We start from the raw sequence: 19,406 nt of genomic DNA, 5'->3' as shown, positions 1-19,406 counted from the left end.
TTAGGCTGACGCGTTTTACAATAAAAAATGTGGGATTTAAAAGGGGAAATTGGGCGTGTTTTGTCGAAACTCAAGCAGTTTCTCAACATCGTCATCAATTCCCACTTTCAATGCTTCAAGCGAAGGGTAGTCCTTTTCACCATGTAAATAGTTCAAGAACGTCACCCGCATTAACAGGCCATACAGATTAGCAGAAACATCAGGAAAATGTACTTCTAATCGCCATTCTGGATGTTCCTGTTTGATGGCTGGTCGTGTACCCACATGTCCTGCACCAAACAGGGCAGTGGGTTCATAGCCTGCAATCCCCAGTTTTTCAGGATTGTCGGCTTTCACTTTATCTTTTAAAGATCCGGTTTCACATAATACGTCAACGCCGTAAATCCCGTTTAAACAGGGTCTATGACGGTTTAGACGGATGTTGATGGTTGGAAAATTAAGGGTACGTCCAATCTGATCCCCATATTGCACCCGGCCGGTGATGCTATACGGACGACCCAATAATTTTGCAGCCAAAGCTAAATCACCCGCTTGCAGGGTATGACGAATCCGGGTCGAGCTGACACGGTGTCCCTCCAAGGCAATGGTATGCAAGTTGGTGACCTGAAAACCATAAGCTCGCAAAAATTCACTATTGCCTTGACGGTTTTTACCGAAATGGAAATCGTCGCCCAGAACCAGATGTTCCGCATTGAGTTTATGTTTGAGAATATCGGCAAAGCTTTCAGCATCTAAGCTACGGAAATGATTATCAAATTTTGCAATCGCAATATAGTCGACACCCAGTTCGGTTAAGTATTCGACTTTTTCACGCAATGAACTGATTCTAGGCGGTGCTTCATAACCTTTAAAAAATTCCAAAGGTTGTGGCTCAAAAATCATCACCAGAGTTTTTAAATTTTGTGCTGCGGCGAGTTGTTTTAATTGTGCAATCATTGCCTGATGGCCCAAATGTACACCGTCAAAATTACCAATCGTAGCGGCAGTTTTTGGCAATTGAAAATTTGGCGCTAAAGCATTCAGGCGGAGCAGCTTCATGGGCGAATCAATAAGTGAAAAATTATCAGGGCTATATATTGCCATAATCTTGAGCGTTCGTCTTGTTGTTGTGTTTTCATCCAAAAAAATTATCGGATATCTGGCTAAAAGTAGCGGTGTAGAAACATCAAAAAATACAGATTGATTCAGGGCAGATTTTTAAATTTGCACTCTTCCTCTAATTCTTTTCTAATGGGGGCAGTTTTGAGTTGGCAAATAAATAAGGTATTGCAATGTCGGATTTGGCTTTAATTATGGCACTTCCCAATGAATCGAAAGGTTTGTTTGAACAGGCGGGAATTCAAGTGCATTACAGTGGTATTGGTAAAGTCAATGCTGCCTTTAAAGCCTTTGAAGTGATTCAGAAAACTGGTTGTAAAACCTTGCTGAATTTGGGCTCAGCGGGAAGTTCTCAATTTGATGCGCATGCCTTGGTTGAAGTGACGACTTTTGTGCAACGTGATATGGATGTTTCACCCCTGGGTTTTAAAGTCGGTGTTACCCCTATGGATGATGACCATCCTGCAGAAATTCATTTAGAGTCTTATTTTCAGCACCTGGAAAAAGGCACCTGCGGAACCGGTGACAGCTTTGAAACAGGTACGCCGAAAGTACCTTGTCATTTGGTGGATATGGAAGGCTACGCAATTGCAAAGGTCTGCAAGAAGCTGGGTGTACGATTGATTTCAGTGAAATATATTACCGATGGTGCGGATGACACAGCGCATTTAGATTGGGAAGATAATTTATTATTGGGTGCGCAAAAATTATTAAAATTATATCAAACGATCAAATAAGCAGAGTGGATTTGGAAATTCGGCGACCATAGTTGTCTATGGTCGTATGCCAAAATTATCTAGACGATAATTTAAGAATTATGGGCGAGGAATAACGCCGTATAACATCATATGGACAGTATGCTGGATGATACGCTGCTGCATACTGCGGTTACGCAAGGTCTTGCCGGTAACCATTTCCATTTGAGTCGCAAAATCTGCATAGTTTTGGGTAATGGCCCAAATATTCAGAATTAAAAGCTCAGGATCTATTTCCTTGGCAATTTTACCTTGATCTTGCCACATGGTAATGACTTTGGCTTTACGCTTCACCAGTTTCTTGAGCGGACCTTTTAAAATTGGCAAAATATGCGGCGCACCTTGAATCACTTCCAAAGCAAACAGTCGAGATGCTTTCGGCTGGGTACGCGAAACCTCAATTTTTTGCAATAAATAATTGGTGATCGCTTCTTCAGGCTCAAGCTCTGTTTCTAGCATTTGCAGCGGAGCAAGCCACTTTTGTAATACCGTGGTGAGTACTTCAACATACAATGCTTCCTTATTTTCATAATAATAGAAAATATTGGATTTGTGCATTTCAGCAATTTGAGCAATCTCGTCTAAGCTTGCCCCATTAAAACCGTAAAGGGAAAATACATCCAGTGCTGCATTTAGCAGTTGATGTCGTTTTTGAGTACTCTTTTTTTGTTCCATTGGCCATTTAAAAAAATTAAAAGTGGAACCCTAAATTGTACGGCAAATCATCAGATTTGTGCACAGACAAAAGTTTTAATTTTATGAATATTGACGATTTATTTTTTAGATCAGCTATTAAATTACCAAGTTTTAGAGCAATGTAAAAAGATGCTTTAAAATAGGGCAGAAAATAGCTCCATAAAGATCGTTAAATAATTCAATAAGATTGAATTTTTATATTTTTTTGAATACTTAAGTTAAATACTAGATTGATAAATGAGTGATTAAAATAATTAAAGAATGAGATGAGGTTTAGACAGCCTGATCATGAGATGAGCCCAAACTGATGGTCAGAATGTGCTCATTTTAAATGTAAAAAATCATGTTGCCAATACAGCATTGAGAACTTGTTGCTCCAACTCGGTAAAAGCGTAATCTTTTTTACGTGGTCGTGGCAAATCCACTTTAAATTGTTTAGCGATATGCCCTTTATCGAGCAAAATAATTCGATCGGCCAGTTGTACTGCTTCGCTGACATCATGGGTCACCAAAATGGCAGTAAAGCCTTGCTCATGCCAGAGTTTTTCAATCAGGCTCTGCATGTCTAAACGGGTTAAAGCATCCAGCGCACCGAGTGGCTCATCTAACAGCAAGATGCGAGGTTTATGTGACAATGCGCGTGCAAGCGCGGTACGCTGACGTTGACCGCCGGAAAGTTGTGACGGCCACAATCCGGCTTTCTCTTTCAGTCCGACTTTTTCTAACAGGGCAGAGGCATTACCTTGATGTTCTTTGGCTAAACCCAATTGTACATTTTGTTCAATGCTACGCCACGGCAAAAGTCGCGGATCCTGGAACATGACACGAATGTCATCACTGGTAATGCCTTCGCGAATATGTCGTGCCGATTTAAACTTGATTTCACCATAGCTAGGTTGTTCTAAATCCGCTATCAGACGAAGCAGGGTACTTTTACCACATCCGCTACGACCAACAATGGCAAGGAATTCACCGGGTTGAATATGCAGGTCTAAATCTTCTAGAACCGTAACATCACCATAAAATTTATGTAGTTGCTCAATCAAAATTTCTGCACCGACCACCGCTGCTGGATTGATGTCTGCAGTGGCTGGCTGTTCTGCTGCAGTTGGATCTGCAGCTACATGTCGCCCTATACTTAAATCAGTCATAACTTATTCCTTATTTTTGATATCCAGCATGCCAACGCAGTAAGTATTTTTCCAAGCCTACTGCCAATACATCGGCCAATTTTCCAAGCAGGGCGTAGAGCAAAATACCCACTAACACGACATCAGTTTGTAAAAATTCACGTGCATTCATGGTCATGTAGCCAATGCCTGATTGTGCGGAAATGGTTTCTGCAACGATGAGCAGCACCCAAACCAGACCCAATGCAAAGCGTAAACCGACCAGAATCGAAGGCATAGCACCCGGTAAAATAATTTCTTTGTATAATTGCCAGCGGGTCAGACCATAGCTTTTACCCATCTCGATGAGTTGAGGATCAACCGAGCGAATGCCGTGATAGGTATTGATATAAATCGGAAAGAATACGCCAACAGCGACTAAAAACAGCTTGGCAGATTCATCAATCCCGAACCATAGAATTACCAAAGGAATTAAAGCCAAGGCTGGAATGTTACGGATCATTTGTAAAGTTGTATCGAGCAGGGTGGATGCCATTTTCGAAGAACCATTGAGCAGGCCCAGAAGTAATCCTAAGCCGCCACCGACCAATAAACCAAGCAGGGCACGTCCGGCACTGACCTGAACATGTTGCCAAAGCTCGCCACTGATCAACAGATTCCAGAATGCAGTCACCACCGCACTCGGTGCCGGTAAAATACGGCTTTCCAAAAGTCCGGTACTGGATGCAATTTGCCAGATTAAAATCAGTGCAATCGGAACCAACCAGGGCAGCAAGTGCTGCCCAAATTGTGTTCCACGTGAAACCTTGGTTTTGGCCAAGCTTTCAGCAGAAATCGTTTTGCTCATTAAGCCGGCTCCTGATGTTTAACTTCCTTTTTAGCCTCATCAGCAACATAGTTATTTGCCACGATTTCACCAAAAGGACCGGTTAAGTTCGGTTGAGCCAGTTTCTTGCGGGTTTCTAAAGGCAGTAACGGGAATACTAATTCTGCAAAACGGATGGATTCTTCAAGATGCGGGTAGCCTGAGAAAATGAAGGTATCAATACCTAAATCGGCATATTCCTGAATACGTGCAGCCACGGTTTGTGGATCACCGACCAATGCTGTACCGGCACCGCCACGGACTAAGCCTACACCCGCCCAAAGGTTTGGAGAGACTTCAAGCTTGCTACGGTCACCGTTATGCAATTCGGCCATACGGCGTTGACCCACTGAATCCATCTGTTTGAATTTTTGTTGTGCAGCGGCAATGGTTGCATCATCTACATACTGGATCAGCTCTTCAGCAGCAGCCCATGCCTGTTGATTGGTTTCACGCACAATCACGTGTAAACGGATACCGTAATTTAAAGTGCGGCCTTTAGCGGTAGCTTTGGCTCTGACATTTTCAATTTTTTCTTTCACTGCTGCGGGTGGCTCGCCCCAGGTCAGGTAAGTGTCGACTTGGTCGGTAGCTAAATCTACGGCTGCATCTGAAGAGCCACCAAACCAAAGTGGCGGATATGGTTGTTGTACCGGTGGATAAAGCAGTTTGGCATCTTCTACTTGTAAGCGGTCGCCGTGGAAAGTAAATGATTCACCTGTATGAGAGCGGGTTAAAATTTCACGCCAAATTTTGGTGTATTCCGCTGCTGTTTGATAACGTGTTGCATGATCTTCATACACACCATCACCTTTCAGCTCTTGTTCATCACCACCGGTGACCAGATTCAGTAATACACGACCATTGGATAAACGGTCAAAAGTTGCAGCCATACGCGCAGCGAGTGCAGGAGTCGTTACTCCTGGACGTAAAGCCACTAGGAATTTTAAATTTTTGGTTGCATCAATCAGGCTTGCGGCAGTAATCCACGGATCTTCACATGAACGACCGGTTGGAATCAGTACGCCTTCATAACCCAGGTTATCTACCGCTACGGCAATCTGTTTCATATAAGCATGATCGACCTGACGCGCGCCTTTGCTTGTGCCTAAATAACGACTGTCACCATGCGTAGGAATAAACCAGAAAATTTTCATTGCTTTGATCCTTAGATTATTTGCCTGCCCAAACGGCTTGCTGAATGTGGATAGATTTCGGAATGATCTTGAGTTCGCTAAAATGGTTTGCGAGTTCTTGCTGATCTGCGATCACTTTTCGAGTGAGGGGAGCAGCACTTGATGGATTAGGACGACGTTGGATAAAGGTCTGGCTGACATTTGGTTTTAATCCAGTGCTTTGGGCAAATAGGGTTGCCGTTGCAGCCTTGTTGCTTTGCACCCATTTATCGGCAAGGTTAATTTGCTGGATAATGCCTTTAAGGGCTTTGGGATGCGTTTTGACCAAATTATCAGAGGCTAAATAAAACGTGTAATTCGGGCTCAAGCCTTTACCTGAAGCCAGTACTTTGGCTTTATCTTCCACTTGAGCCGCTGCATAGTACGGATCCCAAATGGCCCAGGCATCAATGGCACCTTTCTGGAAAGCTGCGCGTGCATCGGCAGGACTGAGCCAGATCGGCTGAATATCCGTCCATTGCAAACCGGCTTTGCGTACTGCTTGCACCAATAAATAATGTGAGCTTGAACCACGGTGAACCCCAACGCGTTTACCTTTCAACTGGCTGAGCTGGGTAATTTTCGAGGTGCCTGGTACCAAAATGGCAGAAGCCAAAGGTTTTGCAGTTTCATAAGCAAAATAGTGTAGTGGCTTGTTGCCTGCCTGAGCGTATACAGGCGGTGTATCACCCGTTGCACCGATATCAATCGAACCGACTGCAAGCGCTTCTAAAATTTGCGGACCACCCGGAAATTCATTCCATGAAATTTTTGCGTTTGGAAATTCCTGTTCAAACAGCTTTTGTTGTTTGGCAATCACCAGATTCACAGAAGCTTTTTGATAGCCCACGCGTAGCTGTTTGACTGAAGGATCCACGGCCCAGGCAGCACTCGAACCCAACATTGCGCAAGCAATCAGCATCGCATTCATGCCATGACTGGATGTTTTGAACCAGGTAATTGCTTTGTTATCTTGCTGATGTTGAGTCATAGTCGAGTCCTCTATTGTTCTGTCATTACTTCGCTAAAATTGCGGATTGAATATTGATTTTGTTTGGAATCAGTTTCTGGTTATAGAAGGCGTCGGCAACATATTGCTGCTTTTTAACCACGTCGTTTGAAATTGGTTGCACGCCAAAGCCCATACGGGAAATAGATGTTTTCAGGATATCGTTAGAGAGACCTGTTGGTTTTTCCAAAAGTTTGGTTGCTTCATCTTGATGCTGTGATACCCACTGTGTAGTCGTGTTTAATTCATTCACGACTGCTTTCAGTACATCCGGATGTTGTTCGGCAAATTTACGGTCTGCCAAATAGAACTGATGATTGCTGACCAGGTTTTCACCTGTCGCAATGACACGAGCACCAATCTGCTTTTCAGCAGCAGCAAAGAACGGATCCCAAATCACCCAGGCATCCACTGCGCCTTTTTCAAAAGCAGCACGTGCATCCGAAGGTGGTAAATACACCACCTGGATGTCATCCAGTTTCAGATTATTGGCTTCTAATAATTTAAGTAATAAGTAATGCACGTTTGAGCCTTTATTCAGGGCAATCCGTTTACCTTTTAAATCCTGGACGCTTTGAATGGCTGAATCTTTTTGCACAATTAACGCTTCAGCTTTAGGCGCTTCCGGTTGGTTGGCGATATAAACCAGATTCGAATTGGCAGCTTGCGCAAAAATAGGTGGCGCTTCACCTGCCTCACCCAAGGAAACACTGCCGACATTTAGGCCTTCAAGCAATTGTGGACCGGCAGGGAATTCGACCCATTTCACATTGATGCCTTGGTTTTTCAACGCTGTTTCTAAAGTGCCGCGTTCTTTAATAATCGGTAACAAGCCATATTTTTGGAAACCGATATTTAAAGTGACCGTTTCAGCTTGTTTTTTGTCACAACCTGACATCATCATTGCGCCAGCAACTACTGAAGAAAGGACCAGCGATTTCGCCCAGAATTTTGCTTGAATGGCGCTCATGAATGTGTGCTCCGCAATAATGAAGTGTTGAATATTGAACACATACGCTAAAGCCTTTTCTTTTTCGAAAAAAATAAAAAAATAGGAATTCTTAATGAGGAAAAAAGATAAATAAAAAAAAGAAAAACTTAGGTGAAAATGTGATTTATAAGAAAAATAAAATAGGCTGCTTTAATGGTTTAAGTTGTTGATATTATTTTAATTTAATTTTAAATAGCATGCTGTTATAAGGTTATGCAAAAACTGCATAAGCAAATTGTCAAAAATTTCGCAAAAGCATAGATAAAGATATAAAAAATAAAGATATAACAGACATAAAAAAAAGCCACTTTAAAGTGACTTTTTGAACACCAATGAGTTACGTTGGTAATTATACAGCGCCTGACGTGCATTCGGCAGATCATCGACACTCGCAGGTTCAAAGCCATGCTCGACAAACCAGTGCGCGGTACGTGTGGTCAGTACAAACAGTTGTTGAATGCCTAATTTTTTTGCCTTGTCTTCCAGATAATGCAAAATCTGGCTACCACGATTGGATTTGCGATAGGTTGGATCTACCGCGACACAAGCGATCTCCGCCGATTTAATTTCATGGGCTGAAGTTGGAATCGGGTAAAGCGCGGCACAGGCTAAAATCATGCCATCGCGTTCAATCACAGAAAATTGCTCAATTTCACTTTCTAATCGTTCACGTGAGCGATAGACCAGAATGCCTTCAGCCTCGAGCGGGCGCAGTAAATTCATTAAGCCACCGACATCCTGAATATTCGCGGTACGGACTTCTTCATAATGTGCATCGGTCATCATAGTGCCTGCACCGTCACGGGTGAACAGTTCTTCCAGCAATGCGCCATCATAGGTATAAGAAATCAGATGCACACGACGCACGCCTTGCAGTGAGGCATTTTTGGCACCGCGTAATTGCAGCGCAATATCTGGGTTGGAGTCCTGATATTGCAAAATATGCTGATCGAGTTGATGCGGTGGAATTTCACGTTGCAATTGCCCGAATTCATTCACCAAGCCTTGTTGTTTACCCAAGAAAATCAACTTATCCGCTTTGAGCAAAATAGCGGTATTGGTTGCAACTTCTTCCGCGACCAGATTAAACACTTCACCTGTGTTGGAATAACCGGTTGGGCCAAGCAATACGATATTATGATTTTTAAGATGGCGTTGAATGGCATCGGTATCGACGGTACGCAGTTCACCGGTGAGCTGGAAATCCACACCATCACGAATGCCATAAGGTTTTGCAGTGACAAAATTGCCTGAAATGACATCAATACGTGCACCGTACATCGGTGAATTTGCCAGACCCATCGAAAGCAGCGCTTCGATTTGCAAACGAATAGAACCCACGGCATTCATCACGCAGCTTAAAGATTCACGTGTGGTAATACGACGATGATTATGGAATGGGGTTTCAATGCCACTGGCTTTTAAGTTCTGATTGATCTGCGAACGTGCACCATGCACCAGAATCAGACGAATGCCTAAAGAATGCAGTAGGGCAATATCATGAATAATATGCTGGAAATTTTCATGTTGAACTGCTTCACCATCAAACATAATCACAAAGGTTTTATTGCGGTGAGCATTGATATAAGGCGCAGAATGTCGAAACCAATGCACATATTGCAAAGTTGTGCTTTGTGATGTTTCAGATGAATTCGTTTGCATGCCTATCTCAAAATTAAAAAATTTCCTTCTGTGATTCTAATCAAAAAATGACTGTGGGGAAGCTAAAAATTAAAAAAACACCTGAATTGCATTCAGGTGTTTTTTAGGGAAGAGGAAACTTGAACCGATTTTAGTTGATAATGCGGACAATACGGTCGGTACGTTCGTTTACCAATACATAGTCGCCGTTGACTTTATACCACTGTTGATAACGGTTGGTATTCGGTAAGCGGCGTGCGTCACGGTCGCTCACTTTATAACTGGATGAGCTGAATACACGCGGGAAGTTTTGACCTGCACGCCAGTCACGACTCGGATTTACCTTTTTATTGTCATAACGATTGTGGTCGTAACGATTGTTATTATCCCAGCGGTTGTCCTGATGTGATGGTGCATGGTTATAACGCTGATGATCATCATAACGATGATCCGGTGCTGCCATTGCTGAAGTTGCTATCAATGCAGATAAAGAAAGCGCAATTGTAGTTAGAATTTTTTTCATATCTTTCACCTAATTTTCAGAGAGAACAGTTATTTCGTTGAAACTAAATTAACTAAAAAGTAGAGATAAAAAATGAGAGCTTTATAGTTGAATTGTGAAATTCATGGAGAAAAAAAGAAGATTGTAAAATGTTGAAAAACTTGTAGTTAAAGACTTATTGTTAAAATGAATGATGGATGCAAAATAAAAAAAGCTCAAACCGGAGTTTGAGCTTGGAGAATTTAGAACTGAGTTTAGAAACCTTGAATACGCACAATATTATTACTATTAGTATCCACTAAAATGTAGTCGTTATTGATTTTGTACCACTGCTGGTTACGAGAGGGTTTTGGCAAGTCATGGCTTTTGTAATCGACTTTATAACCATTACCCCGATAATGCTGCGGCATGACATAACCGGTTTGCCATTTATGCTGCTGTAAACGTTTTACCCCGCGTTCTTCACGGAAACGGCGTTTATCTTGCATACGATCATCGTCATTATCCTGGCCACGAAAATCTCGACCATTATTCGACTGCTGATAACGGGGTTGATCCCAGCCACGATTGTTATCGTGTTTCTCATGAGGTGCAGCAGTGGTTACACTGCTTGCCATCAATGCACTGAAAGAGATTGCCAAGATTGTCAAAATCTTTTTCATGTTGAACCCTCATAGAAAATTTATTAATTTCAATAATGCTAATGTACGAAAAAATTGCAGAGAAACTGTGAAGATAAATCACTCATTTCTTAAAAAATGCAGAGATAATAAGGATATTATGCAGAAATATCTCACGATTTAAAAATCTTCATAAATTTTATGTCGATATTAAATACTAGAAAAACAGAGTACTGATGAAAACTTTGTATCAAATTTTTGATGTCGATTTTATTTATTCAAAATTGTTCTGCCTAAAGGCTTGAACAGCCCTATGGCGACTGTTCAATAAAATTGCTTTAGTTCCATTGCTCAGCCAGGTCTTGAAGTGAGCTCACAGCTTCTGCAATTGCTTCTGCTTGTCCTGCATCATCCAGACCTGCAATCAATGTATTTGAAAGCTGTAAGTTTTTAATACAACGAATCGTTTCAATTTTACGTTTTTGATCAGCCATAACCTGTTCCTCATATCGGGTGTTTTTCAATAAGAGTGAGCATAGGCTTATTTTGTTAATTTGGAAAAACGAATATTATTGTAAAAGTGATTTGAAAATACGATTTATGGTTTTTTTATTATATGAAAGTTTTTTCCTTAATAGTGCGGCAATAAAATAAAAAGGGAGCATGACTCCCTTTTTTGATCTTTTAAAGGATTAATCCTGTGCATCAATGCTTTGACCATTCATATGCAAGCTGTCATCACCCATTAAATACAGGTAAGCCGGCATAATCATTTCAGGAGTCGCCAAGGTTTTCGGATCTTCATCTGGGTAGGCTTTGGCACGCATGGCGGTACGTGTTGCCCCCGGATTAATACAGTTAAAACGCACATTTGGATAGACATTTTCTTTGGCAAAAATCTTGTTCATCGCTTCAATGGCAATTTTTGATACCGAGTATGCACCCCAACGTTCACGTGCTTCGCGACCTACACCTGAACTGGCAAAAACGACAGAAGCATGTTCTGATTTATGTAGCAGCGGTAGCAGTTCTTGCGTCAGTAAAAATGGCGCACGCAGATTCACTGCCATCACATCATCCCAGACATCGATCGGGTAATGAGCCAGTTCTGTGCGTTCACCCAGAATACCGGCATTGTGCAAAATGCCATCTAGGCGACCAAATTGTGTTTCTAAAGTATCGACCAGTAACTCATAGTCTCGAGGAGAGGCGCTGGAGAGTTGCAAAGGCAGAATAGCCGGTTGTGGTGCACCCAGGCTTTCAATTTCATCATAAATGACTTCAAGCTTGTTTAAGGTGCGTCCATGCAGGACGACGGTTGCCCCATGCAGGGCATAGCTAATTGCAGCTGCACGACCAATACCATCGCCCGCACCTGTAATCAGGATAATGTGATCTTTTAACAGATCGGGGCGAGGTTGATATTCTGAATATTTCATTGCCTACCTCCTCGTTTATATATTGTTATGTCGTTATGAAATCAGAGAATTGTTATGTTGTTTAGATGAAACCAGCTGATTAATCACTTGATGTAATTCGGCAACTGTCTTGACTATACAATCAGCGTGCCATGCTGTTAAGTCATCTTTGTGTTGCAATGGTAAATAACCATAGCCTGCCAAAATGGTATACATATTGGCGTTGCGACCGGCATCAATATCGCGGGGATGGTCACCCACATAGATACAGTCTTCAGGCTGAAGCTGAATGTGCTTGGCTGCCAGATACATCGGTTCAGGATCGGGTTTGGTTTTGCTGACATCTTCCGGGCAAACCAGAACCGCACAGCGCTCAGACAAGTTCAGCGCCTTAAGCAAGGATTCGCTTAACCAGCGCGGTTTGTTGGTGACAATGCCCCAAGGAATATCCTGGCTTTCCAGTTCTTCAAGCAGGGGATACATGCCTTCGAACAGGTCAGTATCTACCGCAATATCTTGCCCATATAAGTCCAAAAAGCGCTGCCGATGGGCAAGGAACACCGGATCTTCCACATCCAGTTCCGGATAGACCAGTTTCACCATCGCGCGCGCGCCTTCAGATACCTGGGTGCGAATCAAATCAGCCGCCACGATTTCACATTGTTTATCGCGGCACATGTCTTGAATAATGCGAATAAAGTCGGCAGCGGTGTCAATCAGGGTGCCATCTAGGTCAAACAGTACAGCTTTCATTAGGCACCTTCTTTTACCGTATAAACCATATAGTTCACATCCACATTCGGTGCCAGCCAGTAACGTTTGGTAATCGGGTTGAAATGTAAACCGGTCATGTCTTTGAGTTTTAAGCCTGCATTACGGATGTCATGCGCAAGTTCAGAAGGCTTGATGAATTTATGATAATCATGCGTGCCTTTGGCCAGCATGCGCAACACATATTCCGCGCCAATAATCGCAAACAAATAAGATTTTGGATTACGGTTAATGGTCGAGAAGAACACATGGCCACCCGGTTTGACTAACTTTTGGCAAGCCTGAATAATCGATGCTGGATTGGGTACATGCTCAAGCATTTCCATGCAAGTGACCACGTCATATAGTCCGGCTTGTTCTTCTGCCAATTGTTCTACTGGAACCTGGCGATATTTAATATTCTGAACGCCTTCTTGTTCTGCATGGATACGCGCCACATTTAAGGGTGCTTCCCCCATGTCGATACCCAAAACATTTGCACCACGACGCGCCATGCTTTCAGACAAAATACCGCCACCACAGCCGACATCGAGGACTTTCTTGCCGGCAATGCCACCTGAATGTTCATCAATCCAATTTAAGCGTAAAGGGTTAATTTGATGCAGTGGACGGAACTCAGAATGCTGATCCCACCATATGGCTGCGAATGCTTCAAATTTGGCAATTTCTTGTGGATCAACATTCAATTGCGACATCGGTATCACCTCAATCAAGTCGTTATATTTTAAAAAAAGTTATAGGGGCTTAGTGTAGCGTTTATTCTCAAAAAAGCGATAAAAGCCGTAAAAAAGTTCACAGAATGAAAACGAATTCGGCATAATTGATTTATATTAATCGCATAAATTAATCATAACGATTTAGAGGACAATAAGTTCAATGAAAAAATTCCTTTTAGGTAGTGTTGCTACTGCTATTTTTGCCTTTTCAGGCACGGCAATGGCGGCCAATTTTGTCGCAGGTAAAGATTACACCGTGGTTGCCAACCCGGGTAAAGTTGACGTTCCTGGCAAAATTGAAGTACGTGAGTTCTTTTGGTACGGCTGCCCACACTGCTTTAAACTAGAGCCGCATATGCAGACCTGGCTCAGAAAAATTCCTAAAGATGTCAACTTTGTGCGCACACCTGCTGCGATGAATCCAGTTTGGGAACAAGGTGCACGCGGTTATTATGTGTCTGAAGCATTAGGTGTTCGTAAGCAAACTCACTTGCCTTTATTCCATGCGATTCATGCGGGTGGGCAACAGATTTTTGACCAAAAATCACAAGCAAAATTCTTTGTGAAATATGGCGTACCTGAAGCAAAATTTAACAGCATGTTTAATTCATTCGCGATTACTTCAAAAGTGGCGCAATCTAAGAAACTGGCACAGCAATATCAATTGAGCGGTGTTCCTGCCGTCGTTGTGAATGGTAAATATGTAGTCCAAGGTGAAGATGGCAAAGTGACTCAAGTCGTCAGCTACCTGGTGGAAAAAGAACGTAAAGCGAAATAAGTTTTATGTGTTAAAAAACCCGCTTATTGCGGGTTTTTTATGTTTTATTTTGAGTGAATTACTCAGTGATTGCCTTTGAAGTATCCCAGTTCGAAATACCACGGAAAATCACATGTACCTGGGTCATGGTTTGTAATTTAAATTGTTTTTGTTGCTCTAAACGTTCTTCAGCTTGATAGTGACGAGTGATGTCCATCCAGGTCATTGCCCAGGTAAAAGATAAATTAATTAAAATATTCGAAATCACCTGAAGGTCTTGTACATTGCGGATGTGCTGTACCGTTTCCATTTTGCATAAATCATTGGCCAAATCTTCAATCAAAAAATTAATTTCCCGGGCAATGGCCTGACGAATCACTTCTGATCCCCCCCAACGCTCGGCAATCATAAATACCCAGGGTTCAGGATTATGCTCAACTGCCTGGAAAAACAGGTCCAGGCTGATTTTCGCTTTGGTATTGGGTTGATAGATATAGGCTTGTCCAAGTTGATGCAAAATGCCTTTTAAATGCAGGGCAACCTGATCGACCAATTCCAGTCCAAGCTCATTCATGTCTTGAAAATGGCGATAAAATGCAGTGGGGACCAGCCCCACATGACGAGCGATTTCACGCAAACTGATACTACTAAAAGAACGTCCAGACGTGCTTAAAGCAAGCGCGGCATCCAAAAGTGCTTGGCGGCTTTGTTGTTTACGCTCATCCCGTATCGACATTCGAGTACCCTAAAAAAATTCTGCATGAAGTCTATCAAAAAAAAACAAATTAAACGACGAATGTCAGTGAACATGTGTTGACTGAGTTGAAAAATAATTATAGTGTACAAGTGTTCACTATAAGAACACCTGTTCACTCAAATAAATAACCAGCAATAAAAAAGAGGAACCTCATATGAGTCATGTGATGCAGTACCAACCGCAATGGATTCGAGAAGATTTCGTCGATTTTATTGCTGAAAAAGTGAATCCAGTTTGGGCATGGAAAAAAGTGAAAGCTAGTATTGTCGACGTACACATGCTGAGTGAAGACTTTTATCAAATTCAGCTTCAGCCGAATCATAACTTTCATGCAAAAGTATTTCGTGCTGGACAAAGTATTTTAGTGACTGTAGTGATTGCAGGTGTTCGTCAGCAACGTAGTTATTCCATTGTGAAAATCACCGAGACGGGCAACATCGTGATTGCAGTGAAACGTCAGGGTAAAGTATCCAATGCCTTAACCCATTTGGCGGTAGGCAGCGTGGTGGAAATCTCTCAAGTTCAGGGTGATTTCACATTAACGTCATCTCAAGATTCTATTCTATTGCTGGCATCAGGTAGCGGTATCACTGCCATTTATTCTTTATTGCAACAGGCACTTACTCAAAAGGTAAGTCAAATTGATCTGATCTATTTTACCCGTGATGATGCTTTTCATAGCGAATTACAGCAATTATCAGAACAATATTCACAGTTTCACTACCATCATTTCAATACACTTGTACAGAAACAACATTTAAGCGTAGAACTGCTTGAAAGTACGGTCGCTGATTTCGGGCAACGTCAAAGTTATGCCTGTGGTGCCAAAGGCATGATGCAAAGCCTGAATCAGATTTATCAGCAACTGGGTATTTCAAATCAACTGAAACAAGAGTATTTTCAGGTAGTTGTAGATGAAACTGCACAAGTACAACCGGTAGTATTCTTACGTGCACAACAAGAGTTTGAAGCAAAAACCAATTTACTTGAAAGCGCTGAACAGGCAGGTTTGAAGCCGGCACATGGTTGTCGTATGGGGATTTGTAACACTTGTACCTGTACTAAAGTGAGCGGCTCAACCAAAAATCTGCTGACCGGTGAAATTGATCACGATAGCAATACCCAAATTAAGTTGTGTATTAGCCAAGCCGTCAGTCCTGTAGTGATTAACCTTTAAATAAAATAATTTTAGGGCATTTAAGCGACTTCTCGCACTTTTCAAAAAAGCAGTGCCTGATTCCCGCTTCGGAGAAAAACAATGAATATGTCAGTTAAGTTTCCAGAAGATAGTAAATCAAAACATTTGAGTGCTGAACAAATTGCTGAATTGGGTCAAAAAATTGATGCGATCCGCCGTGAAATTATGGACAGCATTGGCGAACAAGATGCCAAATACATTTATAAAATTCGTGATTTTGTCCGTTATAGCGAAATCGCGTCACGCGGAATGTTGATGTTTGGTGGCTGGATTCCACCAGTGTGGTTAGCGGGCACCGGTTTATTAGGTCTGTCTAAAATCGTCGAAAATATGGAACTGGGTCATAACGTGATGCATGGTCAGTTTGACTGGCTCAATGATCCGACTTTAAACGGTGCCAATTATGACTGGGATACCATGGCGACCGGCGATGACTGGAAATACACGCACAACTATATTCACCACACTTATACCAATATTGTCGGTAAAGACCATGATGTCGGCTACGGTTTAATTCGTGTTAGCGAGTCGCAAAAATGGGAACCGCGCTTTTTATTCAATATTCCTTTAACCATTCAATTGATGGTGTTCTTTGAATGGTATGTGGGCTTACAAAACCTACACTTGGAAGATGCAATTGCTTATAAAACTAAAACCTGGAAACAAGTCTGGGCAGATTCTGAAAAATTCCGTAAGAAAGCGCTACGTCAGGTAGCAAAAGATTATGTGTTTTTCCCATTAATTGCCGGTCCAAATGCCATTCCTGTATTTGCAGGTAATGCTGTGGCCAATGTGATTCGTAGTCTATGGGCATCAGCGGTCATTTTTAATGGTCATTTCACTGAAGATGCGGAAACCTTTGAACTGGACAATACTGAAAATGAAACCCGTGCAGAATGGTATTTACGCCAAATTCGCGGATCGAGTAATTTTAGCGGCACAGAATGGTTGCATATTTTAAGTGGTAATTTGAGCCATCAAATTGAACACCATTTATTCCCGGATATGCCGGCGAACCGTTATGCAGAAGCAGCACCTAAAATTCGTGCTTTATGCGCAGAGTATGGAATTAACTATAACGAAGCCAGTTTCATGAAACAGTTTGGCAGTGTTTGGGTGCGTTTAGCCAAATGTTCATTACCGAATTCCTGGACGGCATCGGTTGAACAATCCAAACAAAAGTTAAAAACCTTATTTCATTTTTAAGGCTGAATAGAGATAGATGTGAGGTCGCGCATAATAGGTGTCTCATTCAACTGATGGCTAAATAAAAGCAGCATGATTTTATGGTTTTTGCCAATCGACAATGTCCCGGTAAAACCTTCAAGCTTGCTTCTGTTATACTAAGCCGCAATGAATTTTAGCCAAAGAGAACCCATTATGCGTATCGACCAACGTACTTTAGATCAATTACGTGACGTAAAAATTACCCGTAACTATACGCGTTATGCGGAAGGTTCAGTATTGATTGAATTTGGTCATACTAAAGTTCTTTGTACTGCAAGTATTGATAATTCAGTGCCACGTTTTCTTAAAGGTAAGGGACAAGGCTGGGTAACCGCTGAATACGGTATGTTGCCACGTTCAACCCATACCCGTAGTGACCGTGAAGCTGCCCGTGGTAAACAAAGTGGTCGTACTCAAGAGATTCAGCGTCTGATTGGTCGTAGCTTACGTGCCATGGTCGATTTGAAAAAACTGGGTGAAAACACCATTACCATCGACTGTGATGTGATTCAGGCAGATGGCGGTACACGTACCGCTTCAATTACCGGTGCGGCTGTTGCATTGATTGATGCCATGAATGTGTTGCTTGAGAAAAAGAAAATCAAGCAAGATCCGCTTAAAGGCTTGGTGGCTGCGATTTCTGTGGGTATGTACAAAGACGAAGCCTTATTGGATCTGTGTTATGAAGAAGATTCAAGCTGCCAAACTGACTTAAATGTGGTGATGACACAAGCAGGTGAGTTTATTGAAGTGCAAGGTACTGCCGAAGAGAAACCATTTACTCGTGCACAGTGTAACGAGATGCTTGAATTGGCTGAAAAAGGCATTCAAGAATTGATTAAAAAACAACAGGAAGCTTTAGGCTGGTAAGTTGTTTATTTGAAGATAAAAAAAAACGCACCTCAAGGTGCGTTTTTTTATGGATAAGTCAAAAGCTGGATACAAAAAGGCTGCAATTTCCACCTCTTTTGAAACGCAGGCTTAAGATCAAGTTCATATTCAGTGGCTAGACTGATGCTTATTTACAGGAGCATTAGATGTTAAATATCATCATCTTGGTTGTATCCGTGGTAACTCTGGCACTAATGACCAGTGATCCGCGAGCTTCAGAACAAAAAACTATCCAATCCGCTTGGCAACAGAATACACCACCCAGTGAAATGCAGGATTTAAGCGCTGAACCGAAATCTAAACCACAAAATGATACTGAGCAGACTTAAGCATTAAAGCGCATCGATAAATCAATTGCTTTGACATCTTTGGTTAAAACGCCCATCGAAATATAGTCGACACCCGATGTTGCCACTTCACGTAAATTTTCAATGGTGATGTTGCCCGAAGCTTCCAACTTGCAACGACCGGCAACATGCTTAACCGCATCAATCATTTGTTGTTGACTGAAATTATCCAGCATCACGATATCGGCATTGGCTTCTAAAGCCTGGTTCAGTTCATCCCATGTTTCAACTTCAACTTCAACAGGTTTGCCTGGTGCAATGTTGTGAGCTTTGGCAATCGCTTGCGCAATACCGCCTGCGGCCATAATGTGGTTTTCTTTAATCAAAAAGGCATCAAACAAACCGAGACGATGGTTTTGACCGCCACCAATGGCGACAGCATATTTTTGCGCAATACGTAAGCCGGGAAGGGTTTTACGGGTATCTAACAATTTGGTGTTTAAACCTTCTAATTGTTTTACATATTCAGCTGTTTTTGTGGCTACTGCAGAAAGCGTTTGTACAAAATTCAGCGCAGGACGTTCAACCGTAAGTAAGCTGCGTGCCGAACCGGCTAATTTTAAAAAGGCTTCATTGGCTTGTACGCGCTCGCCATCATTTTTCAGCCATTTTACTTGCACATTGGCATCATAAGCCTGAATGAGGGCATTGACCCAAGGCTGACCAGCAAGCACCATGTCTTCACGGCTAATGATGGTTGCAGTGGCTTGCTCATCTTCAGGAGTTAATAAAGCGGTGATATCACCCTCGCCAATATCTTCTTGTAAAGCCTGTTGAATATTGATCTGGATTGCGTGTTCCAACAAAGATTGAGATATGCTCATTAGAATTCCGTATCTTTT

Annotated in this window: 23 protein-coding genes; 7 read left to right on the top strand and 16 right to left on the bottom strand. The window is 42.1% G+C overall.

The genetic code is table 11. The features are described from left to right. Positions 1-36: 36 nt before the first annotated feature. The gene (gene ribF / locus E0409_RS05130; RefSeq protein WP_131288506.1) at positions 37-1,038 is read right to left on the bottom strand and encodes a riboflavin biosynthesis protein RibF; all 1,002 of its coding nucleotides are present in this window, start codon (positions 1,036-1,038) and stop codon (positions 37-39) included. Between ribF and E0409_RS16465 the strand changes: the two genes are divergently transcribed. Both E0409_RS16465 and E0409_RS05125 read left to right on the top strand, forming a co-directional pair. Further along, positions 1,037-1,183 carry a hypothetical protein gene (locus E0409_RS16465; protein ID WP_165541295.1) on the top strand — a complete coding sequence of 49 codons (147 nt, stop codon included), beginning with the start codon at positions 1,037-1,039 and terminating at the stop codon, positions 1,181-1,183. The genes ribF and E0409_RS16465 overlap by 2 nt on opposite strands. A gap of 88 nt (positions 1,184-1,271) precedes the next feature. Beyond that, positions 1,272-1,835, top strand: coding sequence for a phosphorylase family protein (locus E0409_RS05125; RefSeq protein ID WP_131288504.1), 564 nt, complete (start codon positions 1,272-1,274; stop codon positions 1,833-1,835). Positions 1,836-1,913: 78 nt separating this feature from the next. On the opposite strand, the gene E0409_RS05120 is transcribed toward E0409_RS05125, so the two are convergent. The 13 genes from E0409_RS05120 to ubiG form a co-directional block, all read right to left on the bottom strand. Continuing rightward, on the bottom strand, positions 1,914-2,528 hold the full coding sequence (locus E0409_RS05120) for a TetR/AcrR family transcriptional regulator (RefSeq protein ID WP_131288502.1): 615 nt from the start codon (positions 2,526-2,528) through the stop codon (positions 1,914-1,916). 362 nt (positions 2,529-2,890) lie between these two features. Next, positions 2,891-3,700 (bottom strand): ABC transporter ATP-binding protein, encoded by an 810-nt coding sequence (locus tag E0409_RS05115; RefSeq protein WP_131288500.1) that lies wholly within the window; start codon positions 3,698-3,700, stop codon positions 2,891-2,893. 10 nt (positions 3,701-3,710) lie between these two features. Then, complete coding sequence (gene ssuC, locus E0409_RS05110) at positions 3,711-4,526, bottom strand: aliphatic sulfonate ABC transporter permease SsuC (RefSeq protein ID WP_131288498.1); 816 nt, start codon at positions 4,524-4,526, stop codon at positions 3,711-3,713. Further along, positions 4,526-5,701: an FMNH2-dependent alkanesulfonate monooxygenase gene (gene ssuD, locus E0409_RS05105; RefSeq protein ID WP_131288496.1), complete on the bottom strand. Its 1,176-nt coding sequence runs from the start codon at positions 5,699-5,701 to the stop codon at positions 4,526-4,528. Before ssuD ends, ssuC begins: the two co-directional genes overlap by 1 nt. Positions 5,702-5,717: 16 nt before the next feature. Next, entirely contained in the window at positions 5,718-6,650 is a 933-nt protein-coding gene (locus tag E0409_RS05100) for a sulfonate ABC transporter substrate-binding protein (RefSeq protein ID WP_252151771.1), read from the bottom strand. Between the two features lie 85 nt (positions 6,651-6,735). Further along, positions 6,736-7,698 (bottom strand): sulfonate ABC transporter substrate-binding protein, encoded by a 963-nt coding sequence (locus E0409_RS05095; protein ID WP_131288492.1) that lies wholly within the window; start codon positions 7,696-7,698, stop codon positions 6,736-6,738. Between the two features lie 330 nt (positions 7,699-8,028). Next, positions 8,029-9,381: an amino-acid N-acetyltransferase gene (argA, locus tag E0409_RS05090; RefSeq protein WP_131288490.1), complete on the bottom strand. Its 1,353-nt coding sequence runs from the start codon at positions 9,379-9,381 to the stop codon at positions 8,029-8,031. Between the two features lie 130 nt (positions 9,382-9,511). Continuing rightward, positions 9,512-9,883: an RcnB family protein gene (locus tag E0409_RS05085; RefSeq protein ID WP_131288488.1), complete on the bottom strand. Its 372-nt coding sequence runs from the start codon at positions 9,881-9,883 to the stop codon at positions 9,512-9,514. A 233-nt stretch (positions 9,884-10,116) separates the two neighbouring features. Further along, positions 10,117-10,524, bottom strand: coding sequence for an RcnB family protein (locus tag E0409_RS05080; protein WP_131288486.1), 408 nt, complete (start codon positions 10,522-10,524; stop codon positions 10,117-10,119). A gap of 296 nt (positions 10,525-10,820) precedes the next feature. Further along, positions 10,821-10,976, bottom strand: coding sequence for a hypothetical protein (locus E0409_RS16460; RefSeq protein WP_165541294.1), 156 nt, complete (start codon positions 10,974-10,976; stop codon positions 10,821-10,823). Positions 10,977-11,174: 198 nt separating this feature from the next. Beyond that, on the bottom strand, positions 11,175-11,921 hold the full coding sequence (locus tag E0409_RS05075; protein WP_131288484.1) for a YciK family oxidoreductase: 747 nt from the start codon (positions 11,919-11,921) through the stop codon (positions 11,175-11,177). Positions 11,922-11,954: 33 nt separating this feature from the next. Beyond that, positions 11,955-12,653, bottom strand: coding sequence for an HAD family hydrolase (locus E0409_RS05070; protein ID WP_131288482.1), 699 nt, complete (start codon positions 12,651-12,653; stop codon positions 11,955-11,957). After that, positions 12,653-13,366, bottom strand: a complete 714-nt coding sequence (gene ubiG / locus E0409_RS05065) for a bifunctional 2-polyprenyl-6-hydroxyphenol methylase/3-demethylubiquinol 3-O-methyltransferase UbiG (RefSeq protein ID WP_131288479.1) — start codon at positions 13,364-13,366, stop codon at positions 12,653-12,655. The genes E0409_RS05070 and ubiG overlap by 1 nt, the downstream gene beginning before the upstream one ends. A gap of 181 nt (positions 13,367-13,547) precedes the next feature. On the opposite strand from ubiG, the gene E0409_RS05060 reads away from it, so the two are divergent. Then, positions 13,548-14,165, top strand: a complete 618-nt coding sequence (locus tag E0409_RS05060) for a thiol:disulfide interchange protein DsbA/DsbL (protein ID WP_131288477.1) — start codon at positions 13,548-13,550, stop codon at positions 14,163-14,165. Positions 14,166-14,223: 58 nt separating this feature from the next. Here the strand turns inward: E0409_RS05060 and E0409_RS05055 are convergent, their stop codons facing one another. Further along, on the bottom strand, positions 14,224-14,880 hold the full coding sequence (locus E0409_RS05055; protein ID WP_131288475.1) for a TetR family transcriptional regulator: 657 nt from the start codon (positions 14,878-14,880) through the stop codon (positions 14,224-14,226). Between the two features lie 175 nt (positions 14,881-15,055). Here E0409_RS05055 and E0409_RS05050 point away from each other — a divergent pair, with 175 nt between their 5' ends. The 4 genes from E0409_RS05050 to E0409_RS05035 all read left to right on the top strand — a co-directional run bounded on the left by E0409_RS05050 (position 15,056) and on the right by E0409_RS05035 (position 18,546). After that, the gene (locus tag E0409_RS05050; protein WP_131288473.1) at positions 15,056-16,078 is read left to right on the top strand and encodes a ferredoxin reductase; all 1,023 of its coding nucleotides are present in this window, start codon (positions 15,056-15,058) and stop codon (positions 16,076-16,078) included. A gap of 81 nt (positions 16,079-16,159) precedes the next feature. Further along, positions 16,160-17,305, top strand: coding sequence for a fatty acid desaturase family protein (locus E0409_RS05045; protein WP_131288471.1), 1,146 nt, complete (start codon positions 16,160-16,162; stop codon positions 17,303-17,305). Between the two features lie 174 nt (positions 17,306-17,479). Continuing rightward, the gene (gene rph, locus E0409_RS05040) at positions 17,480-18,196 is read left to right on the top strand and encodes a ribonuclease PH (RefSeq protein WP_131288469.1); all 717 of its coding nucleotides are present in this window, start codon (positions 17,480-17,482) and stop codon (positions 18,194-18,196) included. Positions 18,197-18,363: 167 nt separating this feature from the next. Further along, complete coding sequence (locus tag E0409_RS05035; protein WP_131288467.1) at positions 18,364-18,546, top strand: ABZJ_00068 family colistin stress protein; 183 nt, start codon at positions 18,364-18,366, stop codon at positions 18,544-18,546. Here E0409_RS05035 and nadC read toward each other — a convergent pair. Then, complete coding sequence (gene nadC, locus E0409_RS05030; protein WP_131288465.1) at positions 18,543-19,388, bottom strand: carboxylating nicotinate-nucleotide diphosphorylase; 846 nt, start codon at positions 19,386-19,388, stop codon at positions 18,543-18,545. The two genes, E0409_RS05035 and nadC, sit on opposite strands and share 4 nt — an antisense overlap. Positions 19,389-19,406: the final 18 nt, after the last annotated feature.

This window comes from Acinetobacter sp. ANC 4862 (genome assembly GCF_004336635.1).
GTDB lineage: Bacteria > Pseudomonadota > Gammaproteobacteria > Pseudomonadales > Moraxellaceae > Acinetobacter.
Note: the sequence above shows the minus strand (reverse complement) of the source record. Positions and strands in the feature narration are given on the sequence as shown.

Excerpts from the sequence above, each read along its gene's own strand:
- E0409_RS05085 (WP_131288488.1), bottom strand. The coding sequence starts at position 9,883 with ATGAAAAAAATTCTAACTACAATTGCGCTTTCTTTATCTGCATTGATA.
- E0409_RS05125 (WP_131288504.1), top strand. The coding sequence starts at position 1,272 with ATGTCGGATTTGGCTTTAATTATGGCACTTCCCAATGAATCGAAAGGT.
- ssuD (WP_131288496.1), bottom strand. The coding sequence starts at position 5,701 with ATGAAAATTTTCTGGTTTATTCCTACGCATGGTGACAGTCGTTATTTA.
- E0409_RS05050 (WP_131288473.1), top strand. The coding sequence starts at position 15,056 with ATGAGTCATGTGATGCAGTACCAACCGCAATGGATTCGAGAAGATTTC.
- E0409_RS05120 (WP_131288502.1), bottom strand. The coding sequence starts at position 2,528 with ATGGAACAAAAAAAGAGTACTCAAAAACGACATCAACTGCTAAATGCA.
- E0409_RS16460 (WP_165541294.1), bottom strand. The coding sequence starts at position 10,976 with ATGGCTGATCAAAAACGTAAAATTGAAACGATTCGTTGTATTAAAAAC.
- ribF (WP_131288506.1), bottom strand. The coding sequence starts at position 1,038 with ATGAAGCTGCTCCGCCTGAATGCTTTAGCGCCAAATTTTCAATTGCCA.
- E0409_RS16465 (WP_165541295.1), top strand. The coding sequence starts at position 1,037 with ATGGGCGAATCAATAAGTGAAAAATTATCAGGGCTATATATTGCCATA.
- E0409_RS05070 (WP_131288482.1), bottom strand. The coding sequence starts at position 12,653 with ATGAAAGCTGTACTGTTTGACCTAGATGGCACCCTGATTGACACCGCT.
- E0409_RS05055 (WP_131288475.1), bottom strand. The coding sequence starts at position 14,880 with ATGTCGATACGGGATGAGCGTAAACAACAAAGCCGCCAAGCACTTTTG.
- rph (WP_131288469.1), top strand. The coding sequence starts at position 17,480 with ATGCGTATCGACCAACGTACTTTAGATCAATTACGTGACGTAAAAATT.
- ssuC (WP_131288498.1), bottom strand. The coding sequence starts at position 4,526 with ATGAGCAAAACGATTTCTGCTGAAAGCTTGGCCAAAACCAAGGTTTCA.
- E0409_RS05080 (WP_131288486.1), bottom strand. The coding sequence starts at position 10,524 with ATGAAAAAGATTTTGACAATCTTGGCAATCTCTTTCAGTGCATTGATG.
- E0409_RS05060 (WP_131288477.1), top strand. The coding sequence starts at position 13,548 with ATGAAAAAATTCCTTTTAGGTAGTGTTGCTACTGCTATTTTTGCCTTT.
- E0409_RS05075 (WP_131288484.1), bottom strand. The coding sequence starts at position 11,921 with ATGAAATATTCAGAATATCAACCTCGCCCCGATCTGTTAAAAGATCAC.
- E0409_RS05115 (WP_131288500.1), bottom strand. The coding sequence starts at position 3,700 with ATGACTGATTTAAGTATAGGGCGACATGTAGCTGCAGATCCAACTGCA.
- ubiG (WP_131288479.1), bottom strand. The coding sequence starts at position 13,366 with ATGTCGCAATTGAATGTTGATCCACAAGAAATTGCCAAATTTGAAGCA.
- E0409_RS05100 (WP_252151771.1), bottom strand. The coding sequence starts at position 6,650 with ATGAATGCGATGCTGATTGCTTGCGCAATGTTGGGTTCGAGTGCTGCC.
- nadC (WP_131288465.1), bottom strand. The coding sequence starts at position 19,388 with ATGAGCATATCTCAATCTTTGTTGGAACACGCAATCCAGATCAATATT.
- E0409_RS05095 (WP_131288492.1), bottom strand. The coding sequence starts at position 7,698 with ATGAGCGCCATTCAAGCAAAATTCTGGGCGAAATCGCTGGTCCTTTCT.
- E0409_RS05035 (WP_131288467.1), top strand. The coding sequence starts at position 18,364 with ATGTTAAATATCATCATCTTGGTTGTATCCGTGGTAACTCTGGCACTA.
- E0409_RS05045 (WP_131288471.1), top strand. The coding sequence starts at position 16,160 with ATGAATATGTCAGTTAAGTTTCCAGAAGATAGTAAATCAAAACATTTG.
- argA (WP_131288490.1), bottom strand. The coding sequence starts at position 9,381 with ATGCAAACGAATTCATCTGAAACATCACAAAGCACAACTTTGCAATAT.